Origin of the sequence: Brucella sp. TWI432, assembly GCF_039674445.1 — a bacterium.
Taxonomy (GTDB): domain Bacteria; phylum Pseudomonadota; class Alphaproteobacteria; order Rhizobiales; family Rhizobiaceae; genus Brucella; species Brucella chromiisoli.
The window spans coordinates 121,032-143,345 of the sequence record NZ_JBDJNL010000001.1 but is presented as its reverse complement, the minus strand read 5'-3'; the positions used below and the strand labels follow the sequence as shown (position 1 = coordinate 143,345).

Here is a 22,314-nt window from a genome sequence, read left to right as displayed (position 1 = left end):
GCGCAACGGGCAGACGCCCCTATCAATAAGGCACCTGTGGCGCCAGAAGGTTTGCTAAAGTGGCAGATTTTTGAGGCGAAAAGCAAGCCCACGCCGCGTCTCAAATCGACACAGCGCAGGCTTTTTAACTCATTTCTATCGATCAGGCGGCCTGATCGTTGATCAGACGCTTGAGAAGCTCAAGTTCCTGCGCAAGCTTGCCATCGGCACCGACCAGGTCTTCAATCTTGCGCACGGCATGAAGCACGGTTGTATGGTCACGTCCGCCAAAACGGCGACCGATTTCCGGCAGCGAGCGCGGGGTCAGCATCTTGGCAAGATACATCGCAACCTGACGCGGCTTGACAATGGTGCGCGTACGGCGGTTCGACAGCAGATCCTGTTTGGAAACATTGTAGTGACGTGCAACAATGCGCTGAATTTCTTCAATGCGGATGCGCTTTGGCTCACCAACGCGGGTCAGATGGCCCAGCAGTTCATCAACACGGTCGATGGAGAGATTAGGCTCGAACGACTGGCGGAACAGAAGCTGGTTGAAAGCGCCTTCCAGCTCACGGCCCGATCCGGTGACGGTGCGGGCAACATGGGTAAGGATTTCATCCTGAATGTTGAGGCTTGGATCTTCCACCTGTGCGGCAGTCAGGCGGCGACGCAGCATTTCAACGCGCATTTCGTAATCCGGCGCTGCAACTTCGAGAGCCACACCACCCTGAAGGCGCGAACGAACGCGGACATCAAGCGATTCCAATTCCGATGGTGGGCGATCTGCTGCCACAACCACCTGCTTGGCGCTGTCGAGCAGCGTGTTGAGCAAATGACAGAACTCGTGCTGGATCGATTTCCCCTGCAGGAATTGCATGTCGTCAATGACCAGCAGATCGATATCGCGCAACTGTTCCTTGAACGAGAGCGCATTGTTGTCGCGAATGGCGGTGGCAAAGCGCCACATGAAATATTCGGCCGTCAGATAAACAACACGTGCCTTTTCCTGACGCTGCAAAGCTGCGGCGGCAATGGCCTGCAAAAGATGCGTCTTGCCAAGACCAACGGATGCATGAATGAAAAGCGGGTTGAAGCGCACGGCACTTGAGCCTGCTTCTGCAATGGTGCGGGCGGCGGCAAGAGCCACGCGGTTGGAAGCACCATCGATAAAAGAATCAAACGTATAACGCGGGTCGAGGGGAGAGCCGAGAACCGCGCCTGATGCCGATTCGGCGACGACTGTGGAGCCGCGCTTGTCAGCGCTGGGCTGACCGACCGGGAAAACCACCTTTTCGCGTATTGCAGCCGGCGACTTTGCTTCGGCGGCATCACTGGTTTCAGCAGGTGCTTGCGCACGAACCACACGGCTCACGCCGCGCACGACCACTTCAACTTTCAGAATCTGCGGGTTTTCTTCCTGCCAGAGTTCCGTCAGCAATTCGGAATAATGATTGTTGATCCATGAGCGAAGGAAAGCTGTCGGAACGGACAGGCGGACAACGCTTTTGGAGAGATCGTCCAGTTTCAGGCGGCCAAACCAGCTTGAGTAAATCTCGCTGCCAACGCGCGCCTTGAGCTTTGCCGTCAGACGATCAAAAACGTCATCGCTGACGCCAGTATCAGCACTCACCATGAGGCTTGTGTCTTTTCCTTTAGCAGAAGATCCATGGATACGGTTCGCATGCGCATCATCACCCATCGTTGCCGTCGACTTACCAGTCATCATTGCCATCATCTCGCCTGCCTTCACATTCTTACGCGCCATTTTTGCGGCGCTTGTCGTTATTTCCCGCGTAGGTCCGCCTGATCTTTTGATCCGGTCGCCTCGCAGGTACACATTTTAACTCAAGCCCTCACGGGAAGGGCCAAACACAAACTCAAACAGTCCACGCTTCGAACACATGCCATGGACCAACCCCCGGACGCTCCTTTTCGGTTACGCGTCGACTCACAAAATCCTTGCTCAAAGCTGATTGCCCGGAACGGGTCTTGCGACAACCATTCAATTGACGAAGATGCGCCTAAAACAGCATTCCGGTTAATGAATGGTAAGCACCCCCATAAGAGACAAACATAACAGGAACAGGACCTTAGACACAGAACTAAGCATTCGCGGAGGAACATTCCGCGCCAATATAGAACAAATTTTAATGCTAACTCTGAGCCGTGGCCCACCTCTCTTGAGCCCTGACTTTAACGAAGCCTTGTGGCAAAGAGCAAGTCTAAGAATTGCTGTTTTTTCTTCAATTAAGGCTTGCATGGCCTGCAAACGCGACCGGAGAATCGGGCATCAAAGAAATAACACCTTTGGATTCAATGTGTTTTGATTGCTGATTTTTTAGACGGCCACTGTCTGTTCTCCTAGGAAAATAATTTTTAATAATTTGCTTGACTCAAACCCGCTTCCGAGTCCTTCGGCACGCCTGTGGATAAGTGTGGATAATACCTCACAAGCTTTTGAAAAAGAAAAGGAAATTGCACCAGTCACTTTCTGGAACACTGCGAAATTTTACGAATTAATTGCATAATTAATACAGAGCGGTGCCGGCTCAAACATATCAGCGCATTCCTTAAAATCATTCCAAAAAGAAAAACCCGGCTAACAATGAGCCGGGTTTCTAAAACCTGATTTTAATTTCAGGAAATATTAGGCGTTCAGAGCCTTAACACGTGCGGCAAGGCGCGAAACCTTACGAGCAGCTGTATTCTTGTGAACGACGCCCTTGGAAGCGGCGCGCATCAGTTCTGGCTCAGCAGCCTTGAAAGCAACCGATGCTGCTTCCTTGTCGCCGCTCAGGAGCGCATCTTCAACCTTGCGGATGAAAGTGCGAACGCGCGAACGGCGCGACTTGTTGATTTCGGTGCGTGCGGCTATCTTGCGCACTGCCTTCTTGGCCGAAGGAGTATTGGCCATAAATGCCTCTCTTTTTCTGTCAGCTAGCCCATTTGGTCAAACCGTTGGGCACAAAACCACTAGGGCAGCCATAATGCCTAGGGCCACCGATCCGTGCCGGGCTTATAGATCAGCTTTATCTTCGCGTCAACGAGGATTCTGATCTGCAAACCAGCCAGAAGGCCGGATATGCGGCCTTCTGGCTGAAATTTCCGCCGCCTGAGACGCCAATCTGGCTAAACGGCACGGGAAGCTCTGTCTTTATAATCACACGATCAGCGATTCTTGAAAGATGGCGTGCGCTTGTCGATAAAAGCGGCCATGCCCTCTTTCTGATCTTCCGTCGCAAAGAGCGAGTGGAACAGGCGCCGCTCAAAACGCAAACCTTCATCAAGGGTGGTCTCGTAAGAACGATTGACCGATTCCTTCACCATCTGCACGGAGAGCTGTGAGAAGGAAGCTATGCGTTCCGCCGCCTTCAGCGCCACTTCGATGAGTTCCTCCGGTGCAACCAGACGCGAGACAAGGCCGCAGCGTTCGGCCTCTTCGGCCTCCATCATGCGCCCCGTCAGACACATATCCATCGCCTTCGATTTGCCAACAAAGCGCGTGAGACGCTGCGAGCCACCCATGCCCGGCATCACCCCCAGAGTAATTTCCGGCTGGCCGAATTTGGCATTGGTGGCGGCGATGATGAAATCACACATCATGGCAAGTTCACAGCCCCCGCCCAGCGCATAGCCTGAAACGGCGGCAATGATTGGCTTGCGCACGCGATCCACCTTGCGCCACTCCGCAAACATGTCCTGCAAATAGGCATCAACGAAGTTGATCGGCTGCATTTCTTTAATGTCGGCACCGGCCGCAAAGGCCTTTTCGGAGCCGGTCAGAACGATCGCGCCGATTCTGCCATCGGTGTCAAAAGCAGCCAGTGCTTCGGTGAGTTCCTTCAGCACAGTGCTGTTTAATGCATTAAGCGCCTGTGGCCGATTAAGACGGACAAGACCAACGCCACCGCGCGTTTCTACAATGATCGTTTCATAAGCCATGGGGAAACCTCTCCTCCTTGATCGGTTCATATTTTGCGGCCAAGGTGGACCGAGGCTTTGCATTTGGCAAGACCAGCCAAATATCAACTTTGGCAGGAGGCGCAGAAAAAGGTCGAGCGGCCCGCCTGTACGGCACGCTCCACCAAAGCACCACAGCCCGGTGCACGGCATGGCTGCGCCTCACGCCCATAGACAGAGAATGAGTGCTGAAAATAACCGAGCGCGCCATTGGCCTGAATATAATCCTTAAGACTCGACCCGCCCGCGGCAATCGCCTCGGCAATCACGCTGCGAATATCGCCCGCCAGACGCTCAAGCACCGGCTTATCATTGGCAATGGAACCCGCAGACCGCATGGGTGAGAGCCGGGAGCGCCACAAAACCTCACAGACATAGATATTGCCCAGTCCAGCAATCAGACGCTGATCAAGAAGCGCCGCTTTCAGCGGTGTTTTGCGGCCTTCAAAGAGGGTTCCAAGCAATTCACCTGACAGGCGATTGCCGGTGGGTTCAGCGCCCAGCCCTTTGAGCAGAGGATGCATATCCAACGTGCCTTTTTCTGCAAAAAGCATGAAGCCGAACCGCCGTGGATCATTATAAATGATGCGTGCGGCTGCACCATTCGGGCGCAGGAGATGGAAAACGACATGATCATGTTTGGCGATTTTGGATCGCTCATGATGAAAGTCACCGGGTATGGCTTGCGCATCATCCGCTTCAATCCGAAACGAGCCGGACATGCCGAGATGGCAGATGATCGACAGCCCGTCATCAAGATGCAGGGTCAGATATTTCGCACGCCGCCCCAGCGCATCTATATGGCGCCCCGCTAGACGTTCAACAAAATGATCCGGAAAGGGAAAACGCAAATCGGGCCGGTTTTGCTCGACCCGCGCAATTGTTGAACCTTCCATAAAAGGTTCAAGACCCCGGCGAACCGTTTCGACCTCTGGCAATTCGGGCATTGATCATCTTTCAGGCAATGACTGTGGTTACACGCATATAAGCCTATCGCCTTGCGTTTGCCATCCGTTAACCCAAACCAGATTGAAGCTGTTTCCAACCGATATTAACGGTTTATTTTCCTTGTTTCTTAAACTCATCACAATTGGCAGGCAATAAAAGAAGCCCCAACGAGACTTCAGCTCAGGGTAAGTAACATGCCGGCTTTGATGACGCGCTTTTTCAAGAACAGATCGGGTGCAGCGATGATCGAATGCACACTCATCGGTGCGCTGGCGATTATTGCTGTCGTCAGTGGTATGGCGCTTTTTGCAGGAAAGCCCGCTTCCGCTTTTGACTATCGTGCAGCGCAGGTTCAAACTTACGATCAACGCTGAATTTCATCGCTTCATGCAGAATTGAATAGCCACCCGGTTCACGCAGGGGGGCTATTTGTTTATTGGAGTTATTATAAATTTTTATTGCCGAGGATTATCATGACCGTTGAGATCATAGCCGCAAAATCAGCCGAAAGCCGCCCAGTCTGGTTCATCAGCAAAAATGCCATTGATCAGGCGGGATTGACGCAGGATGCCCTAAGCTGGGCGAAGGCCAATGATTTTAACGGCCAGGCCGGTCAGGTTCTGGTGCTTCCCGGTACCGATGGAACGATTGCTGGGGCGCTGTTTGGCACCGGGGATATTGCACAGGGCGGACAGTCGCAGTTGCTCGCCGGAAAACTGGCGCGTGGTCTGCCCGAAGGCGACTGGCACATTGAAGGAAAACCGGATCACGCCGAGCTGACTGCCCTCGCCTTCTTGATGGGTGGCTATAATTTCACGCGCTACCGCAAGGGCAGCGACAAGATGATCCGTCTGGCGGTGCCGGAAGGTGTGGATGCCGCAGAAACGCAATCGATTGCGTATGCCGTGACGCTGGCACGTGACCTCATCAACACGCCCACCAATGATATGGGGCCGGACGCGCTGGAACAGGCAACGCGCGATCTTGCTTCCAGAAATGGCGCGAAAGTCAGCACCATTGAAGGTGATGCGCTGCTCAAACAAAACTTCCCGATGATCCATGCGGTCGGTCGCGCAGGCAGCATCGCGCCGCGCCTTATCGATCTCACATGGGGCAAGGACAGCGATCCGAAAATCACGCTGGTCGGGAAAGGCGTATGCTTTGATACCGGCGGTCTCGACATTAAGGCTGCAAGCGGCATGTTGCTGATGAAGAAAGATATGGGTGGCGCTGCCAATGTGCTGGGCCTTGCGTCCATGATCATGGATGCCAAGCTCCCCGTGCGGCTGCGCGTGCTCATCCCGGCGGTCGAAAATTCGATTGCAGGCAATGCATTCCGCCCGAGCGATGTGCTGCAAAGCCGCAAAGGGTTAACGGTGGAAATCGGCAATACCGATGCGGAAGGCCGTCTGGTTCTGGCCGATGCGCTGACACTGGCCGATGAAGAAGAGCCGGACCTGATCATCGACATGGCAACGCTCACAGGGGCTGCGCGCGTCGCACTCGGCCCCGATCTGCCGCCTTTCTACACACATGATGATGCGCTGGCTGCGACTATTGCAGACAAAGCCACCGAGACGGCTGATCCGCTCTGGCGCATGCCGCTGTGGCAGCCCTATACGCAAAAACTCTCATCGCGCGTTGCGGATCTCAACAATGTCACCACCGATGGTTTTGCCGGTTCCGTTACGGCTGCTCTGTTCCTGAGCCGCTTTGTTGAGAAGGCAAAGGCTTGGGCGCATTTCGATATTTACGGCTGGGTGCCGGTCGAAAAGCCTGCTTCGCCTGTTGGCGGCGAAGCACAGGCCATTCGGGCGCTTTATGCGCTTCTCAAAGAGAAATACGCAGCCCGGTCGCAACAAAGATGAAATGACTTGCCTGCAAAAAGAAAACAGCGTTGAATGATACGGGTCCGAAACAATGACCAAGCATTCGGTATGACATGCCCGTTGAACTGAAGCCTTTGCAGGCACTGACATTGCTGAGAACGCTTTCGCTGGCACAGGTGCAGGATGAAATGCCTGACCTGACCACGCGGCAGGTTGCTGTTCTTCTGACCATTTATCTGGAGCCGCCGCCGCATACGGTGCGCGGCCTTGCAGCCAAGCTGAATGTCACCAAGCCGGTGATAACGCGTGCGCTCGACACGATGGGCACGCTCAATCTCGTCTCCCGGCATCGTGATGAAAAAGATCGTCGAAATGTGCTAGTTAAAAGAACAGTCGCTGGCGCGCTTTATGTCGAAAGACTGGGCGATCTGGTGATCGCCAATGCCAGGGAGTTACCATTGTGAGCATGCTCGACCATCGTTTGAATGCCTACCGTCCCGATCTCGCCGATGAACGGTTGAGCGGTCAGGTGGAGGCGAGGCGTTTTACGTCCGGCACAGTGATGCAGGTTTGCGATTCGGTGGTCGATCTGCGCGCCGACCCGCGCCCGGACAGCGGACCGCAAACGCAAATTATCTTCGGCGATAGGGTTCGTGTTTTTGACGAACAGGCTGGCTGGTGCTGGGTTCAGGCTGAACGCGACGGCTATACCGGCTACGTATCAGCGGCTTCACTCGAAAAGCCGGAAGCTGAGGCGACGCATATGGTGATCGCGCCGCGCACATTCGTCTATCCTGGCAATGATCTTCGCTTCCCGCACACCAGAACATTGTCGCTTGGCGCGCGCGTGCGAATCGTCGGCTCCTCTGAAAAACGCGGCACCGAATATGCGCTGCTTGCGAGCGGCGAAGCGCTGATTGCCCGGCATCTCAAGCCATTGAGCGACCATGCCGAGGATTTCGTTGCGGTTGCCGAAACGCTCATGCATACGCCCTATCTCTGGGGCGGGACATCCGGCTTTGGTATTGATTGTTCCGGCCTTGTCCAGCTTTCAATGTGGGTGGCGGGTCGCAAAGTGTTGCGCGATTCGGACATGCAGCAAAACACGCTCGGCGAGGTTATCGCGCCTGATGCGGATTATTCCAATCTCAAGCGCGGCGATCTCGTCTTCTGGAAAGGCCACGTTGCCATTTGTGCTGCGCCTGACATGCTGATCCATGCCAGCGGTCACACGATGAGCGTCACATTGGAGCCGCTTAAGGATGCCATCAAGCGGATCGCCTATCTTTATGATCTGCCAACGCTGATCCGCAGGCCGTAAGTGTGCGACCATGAAGGCAAAAGCGACAATAAGAATCGCAGGGCTCATTCTCGGTCTCGCCCTTTTTTTGCCTTCAGCCGTCTCGTTTGAAAGAATTTCCCGTATGACCATAACGGCGTCCCCGGCAAGCTTTGCCAGCGTCAACGGCATTGAAATGTATTACCGTGTCGTGGGCAAAGGTCCGCCGATCTTGCTGATCCATGGCGGTCTTTCCGACCAGCATGTCTGGGATGCGCAACTGCCGATTCTGGCACGCGATCATATGGTGATTGTGGCAGACAGCCGCGGACAAGGGCGCTCGACACGCACCAATAAACCGATCACCTATGACTTGATGGCCGATGATTATGTGGCGCTGCTCGATTATCTCAACATTGACAAAGTCGATCTGGTTGGCTGGAGCGATGGCGGCATAATTGGTCTCGATATTGCCATGCGCTATCCTCAACGATTGAAAAGCCTGTTCGCACAGGCTGCCAATGTCACGCCGGAAGGCTCAACCGGCTTTGCGCTGGCGCGCGCGCAAGGCAAGCCAATTCCCGAACTGCGCCATTATGCAAGCATCGACAAGGAAATTCATGCCCTTTGGGCCAATGAGCCGAATTATTCGATTGATGATCTCGCAAAAATCAATGTGCGGACCGCCATCGTGATCGGTGATCACGATACGGCCATCACACGCGAGCATACGGAATTCATGGCGCATCATATTCCGGGTGCGAAACTGATCATCCTGCCCGATTCGGGCCATAGCGTTCCGGCGGAAAACCCGCGCCTTTATGCACGATCGGTGCTCACCTTCATCGCTGGCAATGCGGCTGCTGATCGTCTCACCGCCAGCAAATAAAGTCAGGTTCTGTTCGGAAGCACACGGTCCGGCGGACGATGACCGTCGACAAAAGCCCTGATATTAATGATCACCTTGTCACCCATATCAACACGGCCCTCAATCGTGGCCGACCCCATATGCGGCAGCAAGACGACCTTGCCCTTTTGCGCCAGTGAGAGCAGGCGCGGATTGACCGCAGGTTCATGTTCGAAAACATCAAGGCCTGCACCGGCAAGCTTGCCCTGCTCAATCAGATCGACCAGCGCATTTTCATCGATAATCTGGCCACGCGCTGTATTCACCAGATAAGCCGTCGGCTGCATCAACGCGATCCTGCGCGCGGAAAGCAGATGAAACGTTGCCGGTGTCGAGGGACAATTGACCGAGATGATGTCCATACGGGCCAACATCTGATCAAGGCTGTCCCAATAGGTGGCTTCCAGCTCTTCTTCGATCTGCGCGCTCACCCGCTTGCGGTTGTGATAGTGGATCGAAAGTCCGAAAGCCTTGGCGCGGCGCGCAACCGCCGTGCCGATGCGGCCCATGCCGACAATACCCAGGCGCTTGCCCCAGATGCGGCGGCCGAGCATCCATGTCGGCGACCAGCCCGGCCACTGGCCATCGCGCTCGTTGAGCACGTTGGCACCTTCAACCAGACGGCGCGGCACCATGAGAAGGAGCGCCAGCGTCATATCAGCGGTGTCTTCGGTGAGAACATTGGGCGTGTTGGTGACGGTAATGCCGCGCTTTGCAGCCGCAGCCACGTCGATATTATCAACACCATTGCCGAAATTGGCGATGAGTTTGAGATTGGGCCCAGCCTGCTCAATCGCTGCCGCATCAATCACATCAGTGATGCAAGGCACCAGAACATCAGCCTCTTTCATCGCTGCGATGATTTCGGGCTGCGACATGCGATGGTCGTCTATGTTCAAACGGGCCTCGAACAATTCCCGCATTCGGGTTTCCACCGGGTCAGGCAGTTTCCGGGTCAGAACAACCAGCGGCTTTTTCTTGTTCGACATCTCCACCCCATTTTTGTGAGCCCATTATTTGAGCAATACCACCTGTGCAGGCGCACAAATTTCACAGGAAACCTGCCTTGCCGTTTAACACGTTGAGACCTCCTTAACCAAGAAGGTGCAATATGTGATTTTGCTTCGGCTGCTCATCTCTAGCAAGGCGGCGCAGCAAAGACAAAGAAAAACAGAATCGTTAAAACGGCATCAAACGCGGGAAAACCGCGAAATTTATTAATTCAGCGGTTTCAGACGCTCCTCCCCCTGTCCTGAAACTGCATCGACATGACAGGACGGCGAGAGGTCAGAATTGTACCGAGTACTTTCGCAACGCTTTTTCATCGCAGTGCTTTGCAGCATCGCATTGCTTTTGGTCATCGCATCTCTTGGCGCACCAACCACGCACGCCGCCAATGCCGCATCCCCCGCCGGCACCACACTTGGTGCAAGCGGGCTGCCTGTGCCGCGCTTTGTCAGTCTCAAACCGGCGCGCGTCAATCTGCGCATCGGGCCGGGACGTGATTATGCGGTTTCGTGGCTGTTCATGAAATCCGGCCTACCTGTCGAAATCATTCAGGAATATGACAACTGGCGCCGCATCCGCGATGCCGATGGCACGGAAGGCTGGGTCTATCAGTCACTTCTTTCCGGCAAGCGCACGGCTGTGACAGCACCCTGGCTCAAAAACGATGCAGGCTCCATGATCATCATGCGCCGTGATCCAGTGGAAACGGCCAGCGTCGCAGCAGAAATTGAGCCCAATGTGATCGGCACCGTGCGCGAATGCAACGGGCAATGGTGCCGGATGGACGTGCAGGGTACGCGTGGCTGGATCAAACAATCCGACCTCTGGGGAGTTTACCCGGATGAGGTGTTTGACTGATCCTGTATCGCCCCTATCTTGACGCTACACAGTTTGTGAGGTTAATTCTCACGAAGCAAAGATAAGAAGGAGTTTTATGCGCAGACGTTCATTGTTGCCGTTTTAACGGATTTGGACCTCACCCAGCGGGGTGGGATTTTTGTGCATATCAAAACTCTGGAAACATCATGAAAAACAGGATTATCGACATCCGCGCTTATGAAGCGACGGACAAACCAAGTTTGTCGTCCATCTGGTATCGCGCTTCGATGGAAGCCCATGCATTTCTGGGTCAGGATTTGCTGCGCAAGCAACAAAAGCTGATCGAAGACGTGTATCTGGAAAAGTCCGAAACTTTTGTTGCGGTCCTTGAGCGCAGGCCTGTGGGCTTTATCGGCCTGCTGGACAGCTTTATCGGCGGACTGTTTGTCGATCCGCACGATCAGGGCCATGGCATCGGGCGCCGTTTAATCAACCATGCTCTGGCAAAGAAAGGCAAACTCTCACTTGAGGTTTATGCCGACAATAGAAGCGCTTGTGCGTTTTATCAAAAGCTTGGTTTTCGGGAAATCAGCCGCCGTGCGCAGGATGACAACGGACTTCCATTTGCCAATATCCTGATGGAAATCAAGGCATAATAAAGAAGCGGGGCGATTGCTCGTCCCGCTTTTCATTCCTATTCTTTATGGGTTCTTACCAGGCTGGAATAACCGAGCCCTTGAAGGTTTCTGCAATAAACTGCTTCACTTCCGGGCTGTGATAGCTGCTGATGAGCGTCTTGACCCATTCAGCATCCTTGTCTTCGCTGCGCACGACCAGCACATTGACATAAGGCGCCTTTTCACCTTCGCGGATCAGGGCATCGCCTGCCGGGTTGAGGCCTGCTTCCAAGGCGTAATTGGTGTTGATGACCGCAGCATCCACATCTTCGAGTGAGCGCGGCAGTTGCGCTGCATCCAGTTCCACGAACTTCAGGTTCTTCGGGTTTTCCATCACATCGATTGATGTAACCTTCAGGCCTTTCGAAGAATCAAGCTTGATCAGACCATTATCGGCAAGCACCAGCAGCGCGCGACCGCCATTGGTCGGATCATTCGGGATGGCAATGGTGGCACCATCCGCCAGTTCCGAGATATTTTTCAGCTTTTTCGAATAGAGGCCCATCGGGAAATTGACCGTTTGTGCCACGGTCTCAATGGGAAAGCCGCGATCTGCAACCTGATTGTCGAGATAGGGCTGATGCTGGAAGGAATTGGCCTCAAGGGCCTTATCGGCCAGCGCCATGTTGGGAATCACATAGTCAGAAAATTCCTGAATATCGATGTCCATGCCCTTGGTCGCTGCAACTTCCTTGACCTTTTCCATGATCTGCGCATGCGGACCGGGCGTCACGCCTATGCGGATCTTTTCGGCAAAAGCGCTTGCCGTTGAGAAAAGGGCGAATGCGGTGGCCGCAATGATCAACTTACGCATAGACGTCTCCTGTCAAATCGTTATCGACGCATTCATGCCCGGTTGGGAGGACCGCTTTCAAATGCGCCTGAGAAAGGGATGGGTCGGATGAATCATTTTAGACTTCAGCGCGCAACAAAAAAGCAGCCCGAAAAGGCTGCCTTTTTAGAAAATTATACCAAATGCCTAACGCGTCTTGCGGCGAAGGCGGACGATAATGTCCACATTGACGATTTCCATACCCTGCGGCGCTTCGGGCATGTTGGAAACGGTTGGCTGTCCACGCTCACCGTGCGGTATATCGAAAACCACATTCTCGCCTTCGAGGAAGAAATGCTGGTGGTCGGAAATATTGGTATCGAAATAAGTTTTCGACCCTTCGACCGCAATAATGCGCAGCATGCCGGCTTCGGTGAACTGGTGCAGCGTGTTGTAGACAGTCGCAAGCGAGACCGGCACATTTGCGAGGACTGCTTCTTCATGAAGGTCTTCAGCGGAAAGATGGCGGTCGCCCTGCGCATAGATCAGATTGGCAAGCGAAACACGCTGGCGCGTCGGGCGCAAACCCGCGCCGCGAAGCCGCTCTTCCATTGAAACCATCGAGTGGCTGGCATGATAATTCTGCATTTTCACCCTTGGATCCGTCACAAGCTTGTAGCAATTTCGTCAAACATTAAACGGGCTGTTGCCCATTGCATACTGACATTGATATATGCCGTTGCGGATTAAGTATCAATAGGCATGGCAATCCCGCCTTTTTTTGGAAAGCCAACGGCACTATTTTACTGATGGAAACACTCTGTGTTAGAGGTGTTCCCGAAAGACGACAACCCGACCGTTTCTGACGCAGAAATGGTCACAGCAGAATAATCCTCAAGGGAGGCGTAATGGCAGAACAGAAATCGAGCTACGGGTATGAAGAGCTCTTGAGCTGCGCGCGCGGCGAGTTGTTCGGTCCCGGCAATGCACAGCTCCCCCTGCCGCCAATGCTGATGGTGCACCGCATCACCGAAATTTCCGAAACAGGCGGCGAGTTCGACAAGGGCTATATCCGTGCCGAATACGACGTCAGCCCCGACGACTGGTACTTCCCATGCCATTTTCAGGGCAACCCAATCATGCCGGGCTGTCTTGGCCTCGACGGCATGTGGCAGCTGACGGGCTTCTTCCTTGGCTGGCTGGGTGAACCCGGTCGTGGTATGGCGCTGTCCACCGGCGAAGTGAAGTTCAAGGGCATGGTTCGCCCGACCACCAAGCTTCTGCAATATGGCATTGACTTCAAGCGTGTGATGCGCGGTCGTCTTGTTCTGGGCACAGCCGATGGCTGGCTGAAAGCAGACGGCGAAACCATCTATAAGGCAAGCGACCTGCGTGTTGGCCTTTCGAAAGACAGCGAAAGCGCTTAAATTTATCATCATTCACGGGCGCGACCGTAGAAAACATCGAGTTTTCATACGGCCGCGCTCAAAACATGCGAAGATCGCACCTATCTAATCGTTAAGAGGTCAGCCTCGCCGGCTGATCACACGAAACAGGTGCAAAGGAGAACGCGATGCGGCGTGTGGTCGTAACGGGTATGGGGATCGTATCCTCAATTGGAAATAACACCGAAGAGGTTACAACCTCTCTGCGTGAGGCCAAATCCGGCATTTCCCGTGCTGAAGAATATGCCGAACTCGGATTCCGTTGTCAGGTACACGGCACCCCGAAGATCGATGTCGAGGCGCTTGTAGACCGCCGCGCCATGCGTTTCCATGGCCGTGGTACGGCCTGGAACCACATCGCCATGGATCAGGCGATTGCCGATGCCGGACTTTCGCAAGAGGAAGTCTCCAACGACCGCACAGGCATCATCATGGGTTCCGGCGGTCCTTCGACACGCACGATTGTCGACAGTGCCGACATCACACGTGAAAAAGGCCCCAAACGCGTTGGCCCTTTTGCCGTGCCGAAAGCCATGAGCTCGACCGCATCGGCAACGCTCGCGACCTTCTTTAAGATCAAGGGCGTGAATTATTCGATCTCGTCAGCTTGTGCGACATCGAATCATTGCATCGGCAATGCCTATGAAATGATTCAGTATGGCAAGCAGGACCGCGTTTTCGCGGGTGGCTGTGAAGACCTCGACTGGACCCTTTCGGTGCTGTTTGATGCCATGGGTGCCATGTCGTCAAAATATAATGACACGCCGTCAACTGCTTCGCGCGCCTATGACAAGAACCGCGATGGTTTTGTGATTGCAGGTGGTGCTGGCGTTCTCGTGCTGGAAGACCTTGAAACAGCCCTTGCGCGTGGCGCCAAAATTTACGGCGAAATCGTCGGCTATGGTGCGACATCTGACGGCTACGACATGGTTGCGCCTTCGGGCGAAGGCGCGATCCGCTGCATGAAAATGGCGCTTTCAACCGTCAAGGGCAAGATTGACTACATCAATCCGCACGCCACTTCGACACCTGCAGGCGATGCACCGGAAATCGACGCCATTCGCCAGATTTTCGGATCGGGCGATGCCTGCCCGCCCATTGCCGCCACAAAGTCGCTGACCGGCCATTCGCTGGGTGCAACGGGCGTGCAGGAAGCAATTTACTCGCTTTTGATGATGAAGAACAACTTCATCTGCGAAAGCGCTCACATCGAAGAACTGGATCCTGCCTTCGCGGACATGCCTATCGTCCGCAAGCGTATTGATAATGCTCAGCTCAACACCGTGCTTTCCAACTCCTTCGGGTTTGGCGGCACCAATGCGACGCTGGTTTTCCAGCGTTACGAGAGCTGAGAGAGAGGGAAAATATGGAAGGCTTGATGCAAGGTAAACGCGGCCTCATTATGGGGGTCGCGAATAATCATTCACTCGCATGGGGAATTTCTAGGCAGCTTGCAGCACAGGGCGCCGAACTGGCATTCACCTATCAGGGTGATGCGCTCGGTAAACGCGTAAAGCCGCTGGCCGAACAAGTCGGTTCGGATATGGTTCTGCCTTGTGATGTTGAAGATATCGCTTCAGTTGACGCTGTTTTTGCTGAAATCGAGAAGAAATGGGGTAAGCTCGATTTCATCGTTCATGCCATCGGCTTCTCGGATAAAACGGAGCTGAAGGGACGTTACGCAGACGTCACCACACGTGATAATTTCAGTCGCACCATGGTGATTTCCGCCTACTCCTTCACCGAAATGGCACAGCGTGCAGAAAAGCTCATGAAGGACGGCGGCTCGATCCTGACGCTGACCTATGGCGGTTCGACCCGCACGATCCCGAACTACAACGTCATGGGCGTCGCAAAAGCAGCTCTTGAAGCGATGGTTCGTTATCTGGCTGCCGATTACGGCCCGCAGGGCATTCGTGTGAACGCGATCTCAGCCGGTCCTGTGCGCACGCTGGCTGGTGCCGGCATTGGCGATGCACGCGCAATCTTCAGCTATCAGCGCCGCAATTCGCCACTGCGTCGCACCGTCGATATCGACGACGTCGGCAAATCGGCTGTTTATCTGCTGTCGGATCTTTCGAGCGGTGTGACCGGCGAAATCCATTATGTGGATTCGGGCTATAACATCGTTTCGATGCCCACCCTGGAAGAACTCAAAAGCTCAGATGCCGAACGCGGCGAATAAGCTTTGTTTTCACCAACAAAAAAGCCACCTGCGAGGGTGGCTTTTTTAATTACTTTTTTGCATCAAAGATTTTGAAGCCATTTGCCTCTTCAAGCACACTCACATTCTTGAACGCGCTCTTGAGTGTCGCCTCATAGGGCAACTGGCGGTTTGCAACCATCAGCAAGCGTCCGCCAACCTTGAGCCGTGAGGCAGCCGCAGCAATAAACGTCTGACCAAGCGACATGTCGGTCGCCCGTCCTTCGTGAAAGGGCGGGTTCATGATGACGGTGTCATAAATGCCCGTCAGCTTTTCACTCGTCACGTCAAACCAGTTGAACGCAATCGGCACAGACGGACTGAGACGCTGCAGATTGCCGCGAGCGGCTTCCAGTGCCTCGTAATCAGCCTCGAAGAGATCGATGCTCTTGAGGCGATCCACATGTTTCAAGCTTTGTGCTGCAAGATAGCCCCAGCCAGCACCCAAATCCGCAACATGGCCGAACACGATCTTTTCCATATGGGGAACGAGCAGCGCGGAACCCTTGTCGATGGCGCCATGTGAGAACATGCCGGGTTCGGTGCGGAACACTTCGTCAATATCAGCTGCCAGCGGTTTCAACGCATGGATGAAGTCATCATCGAGATCAGCCGGACGCTGCAACCAGAATGCCACGGCATGGTTCTTGGACAGGCGGTCGCTGATTTGCGCAATATTGCCGACCCATTTGCGGAAACTGTCAACGCCCAGTTTCTTGTCGCCACAGACAACGATCCAGCCACCCGGCTCAACACGCGTCAAAAGCTCCGCAAACCACGCCTCATTGCGCCCGCGATGTTTTCCGAGCAGAAGTAGCCCGCCGGAAAAACGCGCACTGTCGGGCAACCTCGGCTCAACCTGAAAGCCTTCCTTTTTCAGCGCCAGAAAATCCGGGCGCCATGGTTGCAGGCAGGTCAGCGCCTGCTTCCATTCGTCCTCAAGCGACCGGTCCGCAGAAATTCCACAGGCGAGGAAGGACTGGCCCTCTTCAGGCATATCCAGAATATCCTGCTCGAACGGCAGAAACAGTGTTTTTTGTGCTGGTGTCATCATGCTTCACCCATGCCGTTCAATTGTTCTGCGCGCAACAAAAAAGCGCGCCCCAAATGCCCTGGGACGCGCTCTTTCTCAATTGATTGCAGACTGCAGCGCTTATTCAGCGTCGGCTTCTGCCTTCTTTTCAGCAACGATTTCCTTGCCGGTTTCCTGATCGACAACCTTCATCGACAGGCGAACCTTGCCACGCTCGTCAAAGCCCATGAGCTTGACCCAGACTTTCTGGCCTTCCTTGACCACATCCGTGGTCTTGGCAACGCGGTCAGCAGCCAGCTGCGAAATGTGAACCAGACCATCGCGTGGACCGAAGAAGTTCACGAAAGCGCCGAAGTCAGCGGCCTTAACCACCGTACCTTCGTAGATTTCGCCGACTTCCGGTTCTGCAACAATCGAATGAATCCACTTCTTGGCGGCTTCGATTTCCTTGCCGTTGGACGAAGCAATCTTGACCGTACCATCGTCTTCGATGTTGATCTTCGCGCCTGTCTTTTCGACGATTTCGCGAATGACCTTGCCGCCCGAGCCGATAACATCACGGATCTTGTCGGTTGGAATGTTCATCACTTCGATGCGCGGAGCAAACTCACCGAGTTCTTCACGCGAGGTGGAAAGAGCCTTGCTCATTTCACCCAGAATGTGAACGCGACCGCCCTTTGCCTGTTCCAGAGCAACCTTCATGATCTCTTCGGTGATACCGTCGATCTTGATGTCCATCTGAAGAGCAGTGATGCCGTTTTCCGTACCGGCAACCTTGAAATCCATGTCGCCGAGGTGATCTTCATCACCGAGAATATCGGAGAGAACAGCGAAGCGTTCGCCTTCCTTGATCAAGCCCATCGCAATACCAGCGACCGGACGGATGATTGGAACGCCTGCATCCATCAGCGCCAGCGAGGTGCCGCAAACGGTAGCCATCGATGACGAACCGTTGGATTCGGTAATCTCGGAAACAGCGCGGATCGTGTATGGGAACTGTTCAGTAGCTGGCAGCATTGGGTGGACTGCGCGCCATGCGAGCTTGCCATGACCGATTTCACGACGGCCTGGCGAACCCATACGGCCTGTTTCACCGACCGAATATGGCGGGAAGTTGTAATGCAGCATGAAGGATTCCTTGTAGGTCCCCGTCAGTGCGTCAATCATCTGCTCATCTTCGCCGGTGCCAAGCGTGGCAACAACGATGGCCTGTGTTTCACCGCGGGTGAACAGCGCCGAGCCGTGGGTGCGTGGCAGAAGGCCAACTTCCGAAACGATCGAACGAACGGTCGAAAGATCACGACCATCAATACGGCTGCCGGTATCCAGAATGTTCCAGCGAACGATCTTCGCCTGAAGATGCTTGAAAACAGTAGCAAATTGTTCAGTCGAGAATTCCGGTTCTTCAACGCCTTCGGGGAAGAAGTGATCTTTCGCCTTGGCCTTGGCAGCGTCAACAGCCAGATAACGCGCCTGCTTTTCGGTGATCTTGTAAGCATCGCGCAGATCGTTTTCAACAACTGCGAGCATCTTGGCTTCAAGGTCCGACAGGTCTTCCGGCTGGAAGTCACGTGGTTCTTTGGCTGCAACTTCAGCAAGCTTGATGATCGCATCGATGACGGGACGGAAGCCCTGCTGTCCGAAAACAACAGCGCCGAGCATGACATCTTCGGAGAGTTCCTGTGCTTCCGATTCCACCATCAGAACGGCATCAGCAGTACCGGCAACAACCAGATCAAGCTTCGATTCCGGCATTTCGTCGATATTCGGGTTCAGCACATATTCGCCGTTGATGTAACCGACGCGCGCGCCACCGATCGGGCCCATGAAAGGAACGCCGGAAAGGGTCAGTGCAGCCGATGCTGCAACCATCGACAGAATGTCCGGATTGTTTTCAAGGTCATGCTGAATGACGGTGAGAACAACCTGTGTATCGTTCTTGTAGCCATCAACGAACAGTGGGCGGATCGGACGGTCAATCAGACGCGAAACAAGCGTTTCGTTTTCGCTTGGACGGCCTTCACGCTTGAAATATCCACCAGGAATCTTGCCAGCTGCGTAGGTCTTTTCCTGATAGTTTACGGTCAGCGGGAAGAAATCCTGACCCGGCTTTGGTTCCTTGGCAGAAACGACAGTCGCCAGAACAACGGTTTCGCCGTAGGTTGCAAGAACGGCACCGTCAGCCTGACGGGCGATCTTACCGGTTTCGAGTGTAAGCGGACGACCGCCCCATTCGATTTCTACTTTATGTGTATTGAACATATCTCGTCCTTATATGGAGACGCCGCGCAAAAGCGCTGGGACATCATCCGGGTTGGCGGACACGCCACGGGCAAGACAACGGGAAGTTCGTTATGACCAGAATATTCAACCCGGAATATTCTCTTGCACGAACCACCTGCAATCCTGCCCCATGACTGGTCCAGGTCATGAGCCTTATGGCTCGGTTGGCATGACGGAATGCACCCGGTGCACCGTCTCATGCCAGATGGGCTTTTGCCCTTTAAACGCATTCTCTTTCAGGATAGCGGCTATCCGCTCGTCCTTGGAATACAGTCGGTAAGTCTGCGCGCATCTTGCAAGATGCGCTCGTAAAACAAACGGGCGACGTTTTGAGACGTCGCCCGATTTACCGTTAGCGGCGCAGGCCCAGACGGGTAATCAGCGCCTGATAACGCGACTGGTCGATGCCCTTGACATAGTCAAGAAGACGGCGACGCTGCGAAACCAGCTTCAGAAGGCCGCGACGCGAATGATTGTCATTCTTGTGGCCCTTGAAGTGTTCGGTGAGGTTGGCAATACGCTCGGAAAGAACGGCAACCTGTACTTCAGGAGAACCGGTATCGCCTTCCTTGGTGGCGTATTCCTTGATAAGTGCTTGTTTGCGCTCAGCAGTAATCGACATCGTACACCCTTTCTTGATGAGAGGAAAAACAGACGCCCAGGCCGGGATGTCGTCCAGCGCGGGCCATGAAAGCAGCAGGCATATCCCATTGCTCGCTGTGCCTATAAAGCAAATCCGCTCGAATTGAAAGAGGTCAGTCATCTAACGTCTGCAACGGCGAAACCTATTGGCCAATTCATCATAATGGGTCTTTTGGGCAAAAATGGGCATAAAGCACAGCCATGACTTCCATCACAGCCGGATGTTCAATCTTGTAGAAGAGCAATCTGTGTTCCCGGCGATAGCTGAGAATGCCTTCCTCCTTCAGCTTGTTAAGATGCTGGGACATTGACGTCTGTGCAATGCCTGTTGCGTTGATGAGATCGGTCACGCTTTTTTCGCCATTCACCAGCTCGCACAGAATGAGAAGCCGATGCGGATTGGCCAGTCCTTTTAGAAAATTGGACACGATATCTGCCCGAGCCGGCATTTCTTGATTGATGGACACTGTTGCCTCTTTACGATTTATATTTTTGTGATATTATAAAAATATGAATTGAAACGCAAGACAAAAGGGCAAAACCGTGACCAAGAACTATCAGGACATCACCAAGGACATATCGCAATATAGCGGCGAGCTGCGCAAAATGGTGCCCGAAACCATGCAGGCGTTCCATGCGCTTGCAAAAAGTGCGGGCGCATCCGGTGAACTGGATCAGAAAACGAAAGAACTGATTGCGCTTGCAATCGGTGTGACGCAGCGTTGCGATGGTTGCATCGGCTTTCACGCAAAGGCGCTTCACAATCTTGGCGCAACCCGGCAGGAAGTGGCCGAGGTTATGGCGATGTGCGTCTATATGGGCGGTGGCCCGGCCCTTATGTATGCCGCCGACGCCATTCGCGCCTTTGATCAGTTTCAAGCCGCCTGAAAACAAAGCGCGCCGTGAAACCATCGGGGTCACGGCGCGCTGAAACTCTATAGAAACCACTGGTTCGGTTATGCTGCGGTGAACACACGCTTGGGCTTGAACTGACCATGCTCAATATAGCCAATGGCAAGCAACTTGCCATGTGATGTTACGCAAGCCTCATCCGCTTCCAGTGGCGCATCACGGCCCCGGATGATGACCGGGTTCCCAAGGCGCACGCGCTGTGCCTGATCATCAGACAGAGCCACCTGCGGCAGGCAATCAAGGGCTGCGCCTGTATCAATGATCAGCGCATCAAGTGCCGAAAAATCGCGGCGCGGCGCTGGCTGCTCGATAACCTCTGCCTCTGCCTCGCCCTCTTCCTTCTTGGGCGGCAATGGCGGCCATGCTTCTTCAAGCTCGGCCAGCGTTACCATATCCTCATCGGTGAAAGGCGCGACTTCAATGCGGCGCAGGTCCGAAATATGGCCAAAGCAGCCAAGATCGCGCCCCATATCGCGTGCAAGTGATCGCACATAGGTGCCCTTGGAGCATTCGACTTCAAATTCGGTACGGTTCTCGTCCGGGAATTCGACAATCTCAAGACGGTCAATTTCGACTTCACGGGCCGGAATTTCAACCGTTTCGCCTTCACGCGCCAGATCATAGGCGCGCTCGCCTGCAATCTTGATGGCTGAGAACTGTGGCGGAATCTGTGAAATGACGCCGGTATAATTGGGCAACAAAGCCTCGACATCTGCACGTGACGGGCGATTGTCTGAATTTTTAGTGGCAACGCCTTCCAGATCGTCGGTCGAGCGCTCTTCACCCCAGCTCACCGTGAAACGATAAACCTTGGTTCCATCCATGACGTAAGGCACGGTCTTGGTTGCTTCGCCCAGCGCAATCGGCAGCATGCCGGATGCCAGCGGATCAAGCGTGCCTGCATGACCGGCTTTTTCAGCGTTGAACAGCCACTTGATCTTCGAGACCGCCTCTGTCGATCCCATGCCCTTTGGCTTGTCAAAAATAACCCAGCCAGAAACCGGACGGCCTTTTTTCTTGCCCCGTCTTGCCATGCTTTATGCGTCTCCATTGCGCGAAGCGTCATCTGCTTCACCGTCATCATCATTGTCACGTGCCAGATCACGCGCCACTTCCGGCGAACGCAGAAGCGCATCAATCTTGGAAAAATTGTCGAAGCTGGTATCGGCCCGGAAGCGGAATTCCGGCATATATTTCATCTGATTTAGGCTTGGAGCCACACGTCCACGAATGAATTTCGCATTTGCGGCCAATGCCTTGATGACAGCCTGAACATCGGTGCTGCCGAGCGGCGTGATGAAACAGGTCGCAATTTTCAGATCCGGCGACATACGGACTTCCGACACCGAAATAACCGTGCGCTCAATCAGATCATCACGGATTTCTCCGCGCTGAAGAACCTGCGCCAATGCATGACGCACCTGCTCGCCCACGCGGAGCTGCCGCTGGGAAAGGCCACCCGAGCCTTTGGGGTCTGGAGAACGGGCCATAGCTATATCCTCGATAAACACCATGAATCGCAATCCAGCCCCACGGGGCCGGCCGATAACATGACGACAAATTGGCAAGCGCTATAAAGCGCAATTTACCACAATTCAGACGGGAGTCAGACCCT

At 54.2% G+C, this 22,314-nt stretch carries 24 protein-coding genes; 11 read left to right on the top strand and 13 right to left on the bottom strand.

The features are described 5' to 3' along the window. Window positions 1-142: 142 nt before the first annotated feature. The 4 genes from dnaA to mutM form a co-directional block, all read right to left on the bottom strand. Window positions 143-1,708, bottom strand: coding sequence for a chromosomal replication initiator protein DnaA (gene dnaA, locus ABE527_RS00685; RefSeq protein WP_499696308.1), 1,566 nt, complete (start codon window positions 1,706-1,708; stop codon window positions 143-145). A 921-nt stretch (window positions 1,709-2,629) separates the two neighbouring features. After that, the gene (gene rpsT / locus ABE527_RS00680) at window positions 2,630-2,896 is read right to left on the bottom strand and encodes a 30S ribosomal protein S20 (RefSeq protein WP_265982585.1); all 267 of its coding nucleotides are present in this window, start codon (window positions 2,894-2,896) and stop codon (window positions 2,630-2,632) included. Between the two features lie 254 nt (window positions 2,897-3,150). Continuing rightward, window positions 3,151-3,924 carry an enoyl-CoA hydratase gene (locus tag ABE527_RS00675; protein WP_265982584.1) on the bottom strand — a complete coding sequence of 258 codons (774 nt, stop codon included), beginning with the start codon at window positions 3,922-3,924 and terminating at the stop codon, window positions 3,151-3,153. An 83-nt stretch (window positions 3,925-4,007) separates the two neighbouring features. Next, complete coding sequence (gene mutM / locus ABE527_RS00670; protein ID WP_499695802.1) at window positions 4,008-4,889, bottom strand: bifunctional DNA-formamidopyrimidine glycosylase/DNA-(apurinic or apyrimidinic site) lyase; 882 nt, start codon at window positions 4,887-4,889, stop codon at window positions 4,008-4,010. A 195-nt stretch (window positions 4,890-5,084) separates the two neighbouring features. On the opposite strand from mutM, the gene ABE527_RS00665 reads away from it, so the two are divergent. The 5 genes from ABE527_RS00665 (at window position 5,085) to ABE527_RS00645 (ending at window position 8,887) form a co-directional block, all read left to right on the top strand. Next, window positions 5,085-5,264 (top strand): Flp family type IVb pilin, encoded by a 180-nt coding sequence (locus ABE527_RS00665; protein WP_265982582.1) that lies wholly within the window; start codon window positions 5,085-5,087, stop codon window positions 5,262-5,264. Between the two features lie 99 nt (window positions 5,265-5,363). After that, the gene (locus ABE527_RS00660) at window positions 5,364-6,758 is read left to right on the top strand and encodes a leucyl aminopeptidase family protein (RefSeq protein WP_499695801.1); all 1,395 of its coding nucleotides are present in this window, start codon (window positions 5,364-5,366) and stop codon (window positions 6,756-6,758) included. 74 nt (window positions 6,759-6,832) lie between these two features. After that, entirely contained in the window at window positions 6,833-7,183 is a 351-nt protein-coding gene (locus ABE527_RS00655; protein ID WP_265982580.1) for a MarR family transcriptional regulator, read from the top strand. A 2-nt stretch (window positions 7,184-7,185) separates the two neighbouring features. Further along, a complete protein-coding gene (locus ABE527_RS00650; protein WP_499696307.1) occupies window positions 7,186-8,040 on the top strand; it encodes a C40 family peptidase in 855 nt (284 codons plus the stop codon). Between the two features lie 10 nt (window positions 8,041-8,050). Continuing rightward, window positions 8,051-8,887, top strand: coding sequence for an alpha/beta fold hydrolase (locus ABE527_RS00645; RefSeq protein WP_499695800.1), 837 nt, complete (start codon window positions 8,051-8,053; stop codon window positions 8,885-8,887). Window positions 8,888-8,889: 2 nt separating this feature from the next. Here the strand turns inward: ABE527_RS00645 and ABE527_RS00640 are convergent, their stop codons facing one another. Next, window positions 8,890-9,894: a 2-hydroxyacid dehydrogenase gene (locus ABE527_RS00640; protein WP_265982578.1), complete on the bottom strand. Its 1,005-nt coding sequence runs from the start codon at window positions 9,892-9,894 to the stop codon at window positions 8,890-8,892. 304 nt (window positions 9,895-10,198) lie between these two features. Between ABE527_RS00640 and ABE527_RS00635 the strand changes: the two genes are divergently transcribed. Next, window positions 10,199-10,771 (top strand): SH3 domain-containing protein, encoded by a 573-nt coding sequence (locus tag ABE527_RS00635; RefSeq protein ID WP_499693244.1) that lies wholly within the window; start codon window positions 10,199-10,201, stop codon window positions 10,769-10,771. Window positions 10,772-10,938: 167 nt separating this feature from the next. Next, window positions 10,939-11,388, top strand: a complete 450-nt coding sequence (locus tag ABE527_RS00630; protein ID WP_499695799.1) for a GNAT family N-acetyltransferase — start codon at window positions 10,939-10,941, stop codon at window positions 11,386-11,388. Between the two features lie 55 nt (window positions 11,389-11,443). On the opposite strand, the gene ABE527_RS00625 is transcribed toward ABE527_RS00630, so the two are convergent. Both ABE527_RS00625 and irrA read right to left on the bottom strand, forming a co-directional pair. Continuing rightward, complete coding sequence (locus ABE527_RS00625; RefSeq protein ID WP_499695798.1) at window positions 11,444-12,223, bottom strand: MetQ/NlpA family ABC transporter substrate-binding protein; 780 nt, start codon at window positions 12,221-12,223, stop codon at window positions 11,444-11,446. Between the two features lie 165 nt (window positions 12,224-12,388). Continuing rightward, entirely contained in the window at window positions 12,389-12,829 is a 441-nt protein-coding gene (irrA, locus tag ABE527_RS00620) for an iron response transcriptional regulator IrrA (protein ID WP_265982571.1), read from the bottom strand. Window positions 12,830-13,089: 260 nt separating this feature from the next. Between irrA and fabA the strand changes: the two genes are divergently transcribed. The 3 genes from fabA to fabI all read left to right on the top strand — a co-directional run bounded on the left by fabA (window position 13,090) and on the right by fabI (window position 15,811). After that, complete coding sequence (fabA, locus tag ABE527_RS00615) at window positions 13,090-13,608, top strand: 3-hydroxyacyl-[acyl-carrier-protein] dehydratase FabA (RefSeq protein ID WP_265982569.1); 519 nt, start codon at window positions 13,090-13,092, stop codon at window positions 13,606-13,608. 146 nt (window positions 13,609-13,754) lie between these two features. Continuing rightward, on the top strand, window positions 13,755-14,978 hold the full coding sequence (gene fabB / locus ABE527_RS00610; RefSeq protein WP_265982566.1) for a beta-ketoacyl-ACP synthase I: 1,224 nt from the start codon (window positions 13,755-13,757) through the stop codon (window positions 14,976-14,978). 14 nt (window positions 14,979-14,992) lie between these two features. Then, complete coding sequence (fabI, locus tag ABE527_RS00605; RefSeq protein WP_265982564.1) at window positions 14,993-15,811, top strand: enoyl-ACP reductase FabI; 819 nt, start codon at window positions 14,993-14,995, stop codon at window positions 15,809-15,811. Window positions 15,812-15,860: 49 nt separating this feature from the next. Here fabI and ABE527_RS00600 read toward each other — a convergent pair whose 3' ends face one another. The 4 genes from ABE527_RS00600 to ABE527_RS00585 form a co-directional block, all read right to left on the bottom strand. Beyond that, a complete protein-coding gene (locus ABE527_RS00600) occupies window positions 15,861-16,883 on the bottom strand; it encodes a class I SAM-dependent methyltransferase (RefSeq protein ID WP_499695797.1) in 1,023 nt (340 codons plus the stop codon). A gap of 99 nt (window positions 16,884-16,982) precedes the next feature. After that, a complete protein-coding gene (gene pnp / locus ABE527_RS00595) occupies window positions 16,983-19,124 on the bottom strand; it encodes a polyribonucleotide nucleotidyltransferase (RefSeq protein WP_499695796.1) in 2,142 nt (713 codons plus the stop codon). Between the two features lie 373 nt (window positions 19,125-19,497). Continuing rightward, window positions 19,498-19,767 (bottom strand): 30S ribosomal protein S15, encoded by a 270-nt coding sequence (gene rpsO / locus ABE527_RS00590; protein ID WP_265982558.1) that lies wholly within the window; start codon window positions 19,765-19,767, stop codon window positions 19,498-19,500. 178 nt (window positions 19,768-19,945) lie between these two features. Next, window positions 19,946-20,215: an ArsR/SmtB family transcription factor gene (locus ABE527_RS00585; RefSeq protein ID WP_265982556.1), complete on the bottom strand. Its 270-nt coding sequence runs from the start codon at window positions 20,213-20,215 to the stop codon at window positions 19,946-19,948. 115 nt (window positions 20,216-20,330) lie between these two features. Here ABE527_RS00585 and ABE527_RS00580 point away from each other — a divergent pair, with 115 nt between their 5' ends. Then, window positions 20,331-20,675 carry a carboxymuconolactone decarboxylase family protein gene (locus ABE527_RS00580; protein WP_265982555.1) on the top strand — a complete coding sequence of 115 codons (345 nt, stop codon included), beginning with the start codon at window positions 20,331-20,333 and terminating at the stop codon, window positions 20,673-20,675. A gap of 68 nt (window positions 20,676-20,743) precedes the next feature. On the opposite strand, the gene truB is transcribed toward ABE527_RS00580, so the two are convergent. Then, window positions 20,744-21,733 (bottom strand): tRNA pseudouridine(55) synthase TruB, encoded by a 990-nt coding sequence (gene truB / locus ABE527_RS00575; RefSeq protein WP_265982554.1) that lies wholly within the window; start codon window positions 21,731-21,733, stop codon window positions 20,744-20,746. 3 nt (window positions 21,734-21,736) lie between these two features. Then, window positions 21,737-22,189, bottom strand: coding sequence for a 30S ribosome-binding factor RbfA (rbfA, locus tag ABE527_RS00570; protein WP_265982553.1), 453 nt, complete (start codon window positions 22,187-22,189; stop codon window positions 21,737-21,739). Between the last annotated feature and the right edge of the window lie 125 nt (window positions 22,190-22,314).

Bases quoted from the DNA above. Each gene is read 5' to 3' on its own strand.
- pnp (WP_499695796.1), bottom strand. From the start codon at position 19,124: ATGTTCAATACACATAAAGTAGAAATCGAATGGGGCGGTCGTCCGCTT.
- ABE527_RS00630 (WP_499695799.1), top strand. From the start codon at position 10,939: ATGAAAAACAGGATTATCGACATCCGCGCTTATGAAGCGACGGACAAA.
- rpsT (WP_265982585.1), bottom strand. From the start codon at position 2,896: ATGGCCAATACTCCTTCGGCCAAGAAGGCAGTGCGCAAGATAGCCGCA.
- fabI (WP_265982564.1), top strand. From the start codon at position 14,993: ATGGAAGGCTTGATGCAAGGTAAACGCGGCCTCATTATGGGGGTCGCG.
- ABE527_RS00600 (WP_499695797.1), bottom strand. From the start codon at position 16,883: ATGATGACACCAGCACAAAAAACACTGTTTCTGCCGTTCGAGCAGGAT.
- ABE527_RS00660 (WP_499695801.1), top strand. From the start codon at position 5,364: ATGACCGTTGAGATCATAGCCGCAAAATCAGCCGAAAGCCGCCCAGTC.
- truB (WP_265982554.1), bottom strand. From the start codon at position 21,733: ATGGCAAGACGGGGCAAGAAAAAAGGCCGTCCGGTTTCTGGCTGGGTT.
- ABE527_RS00640 (WP_265982578.1), bottom strand. From the start codon at position 9,894: ATGTCGAACAAGAAAAAGCCGCTGGTTGTTCTGACCCGGAAACTGCCT.
- ABE527_RS00675 (WP_265982584.1), bottom strand. From the start codon at position 3,924: ATGGCTTATGAAACGATCATTGTAGAAACGCGCGGTGGCGTTGGTCTT.
- fabB (WP_265982566.1), top strand. From the start codon at position 13,755: ATGCGGCGTGTGGTCGTAACGGGTATGGGGATCGTATCCTCAATTGGA.
- rbfA (WP_265982553.1), bottom strand. From the start codon at position 22,189: ATGGCCCGTTCTCCAGACCCCAAAGGCTCGGGTGGCCTTTCCCAGCGG.
- fabA (WP_265982569.1), top strand. From the start codon at position 13,090: ATGGCAGAACAGAAATCGAGCTACGGGTATGAAGAGCTCTTGAGCTGC.
- ABE527_RS00645 (WP_499695800.1), top strand. From the start codon at position 8,051: ATGAAGGCAAAAGCGACAATAAGAATCGCAGGGCTCATTCTCGGTCTC.
- ABE527_RS00655 (WP_265982580.1), top strand. From the start codon at position 6,833: ATGCCCGTTGAACTGAAGCCTTTGCAGGCACTGACATTGCTGAGAACG.
- mutM (WP_499695802.1), bottom strand. From the start codon at position 4,889: ATGCCCGAATTGCCAGAGGTCGAAACGGTTCGCCGGGGTCTTGAACCT.
- ABE527_RS00650 (WP_499696307.1), top strand. From the start codon at position 7,186: ATGCTCGACCATCGTTTGAATGCCTACCGTCCCGATCTCGCCGATGAA.
- irrA (WP_265982571.1), bottom strand. From the start codon at position 12,829: ATGCAGAATTATCATGCCAGCCACTCGATGGTTTCAATGGAAGAGCGG.
- dnaA (WP_499696308.1), bottom strand. From the start codon at position 1,708: ATGATGACTGGTAAGTCGACGGCAACGATGGGTGATGATGCGCATGCG.
- ABE527_RS00625 (WP_499695798.1), bottom strand. From the start codon at position 12,223: ATGCGTAAGTTGATCATTGCGGCCACCGCATTCGCCCTTTTCTCAACG.
- rpsO (WP_265982558.1), bottom strand. From the start codon at position 19,767: ATGTCGATTACTGCTGAGCGCAAACAAGCACTTATCAAGGAATACGCC.
- ABE527_RS00665 (WP_265982582.1), top strand. From the start codon at position 5,085: ATGCCGGCTTTGATGACGCGCTTTTTCAAGAACAGATCGGGTGCAGCG.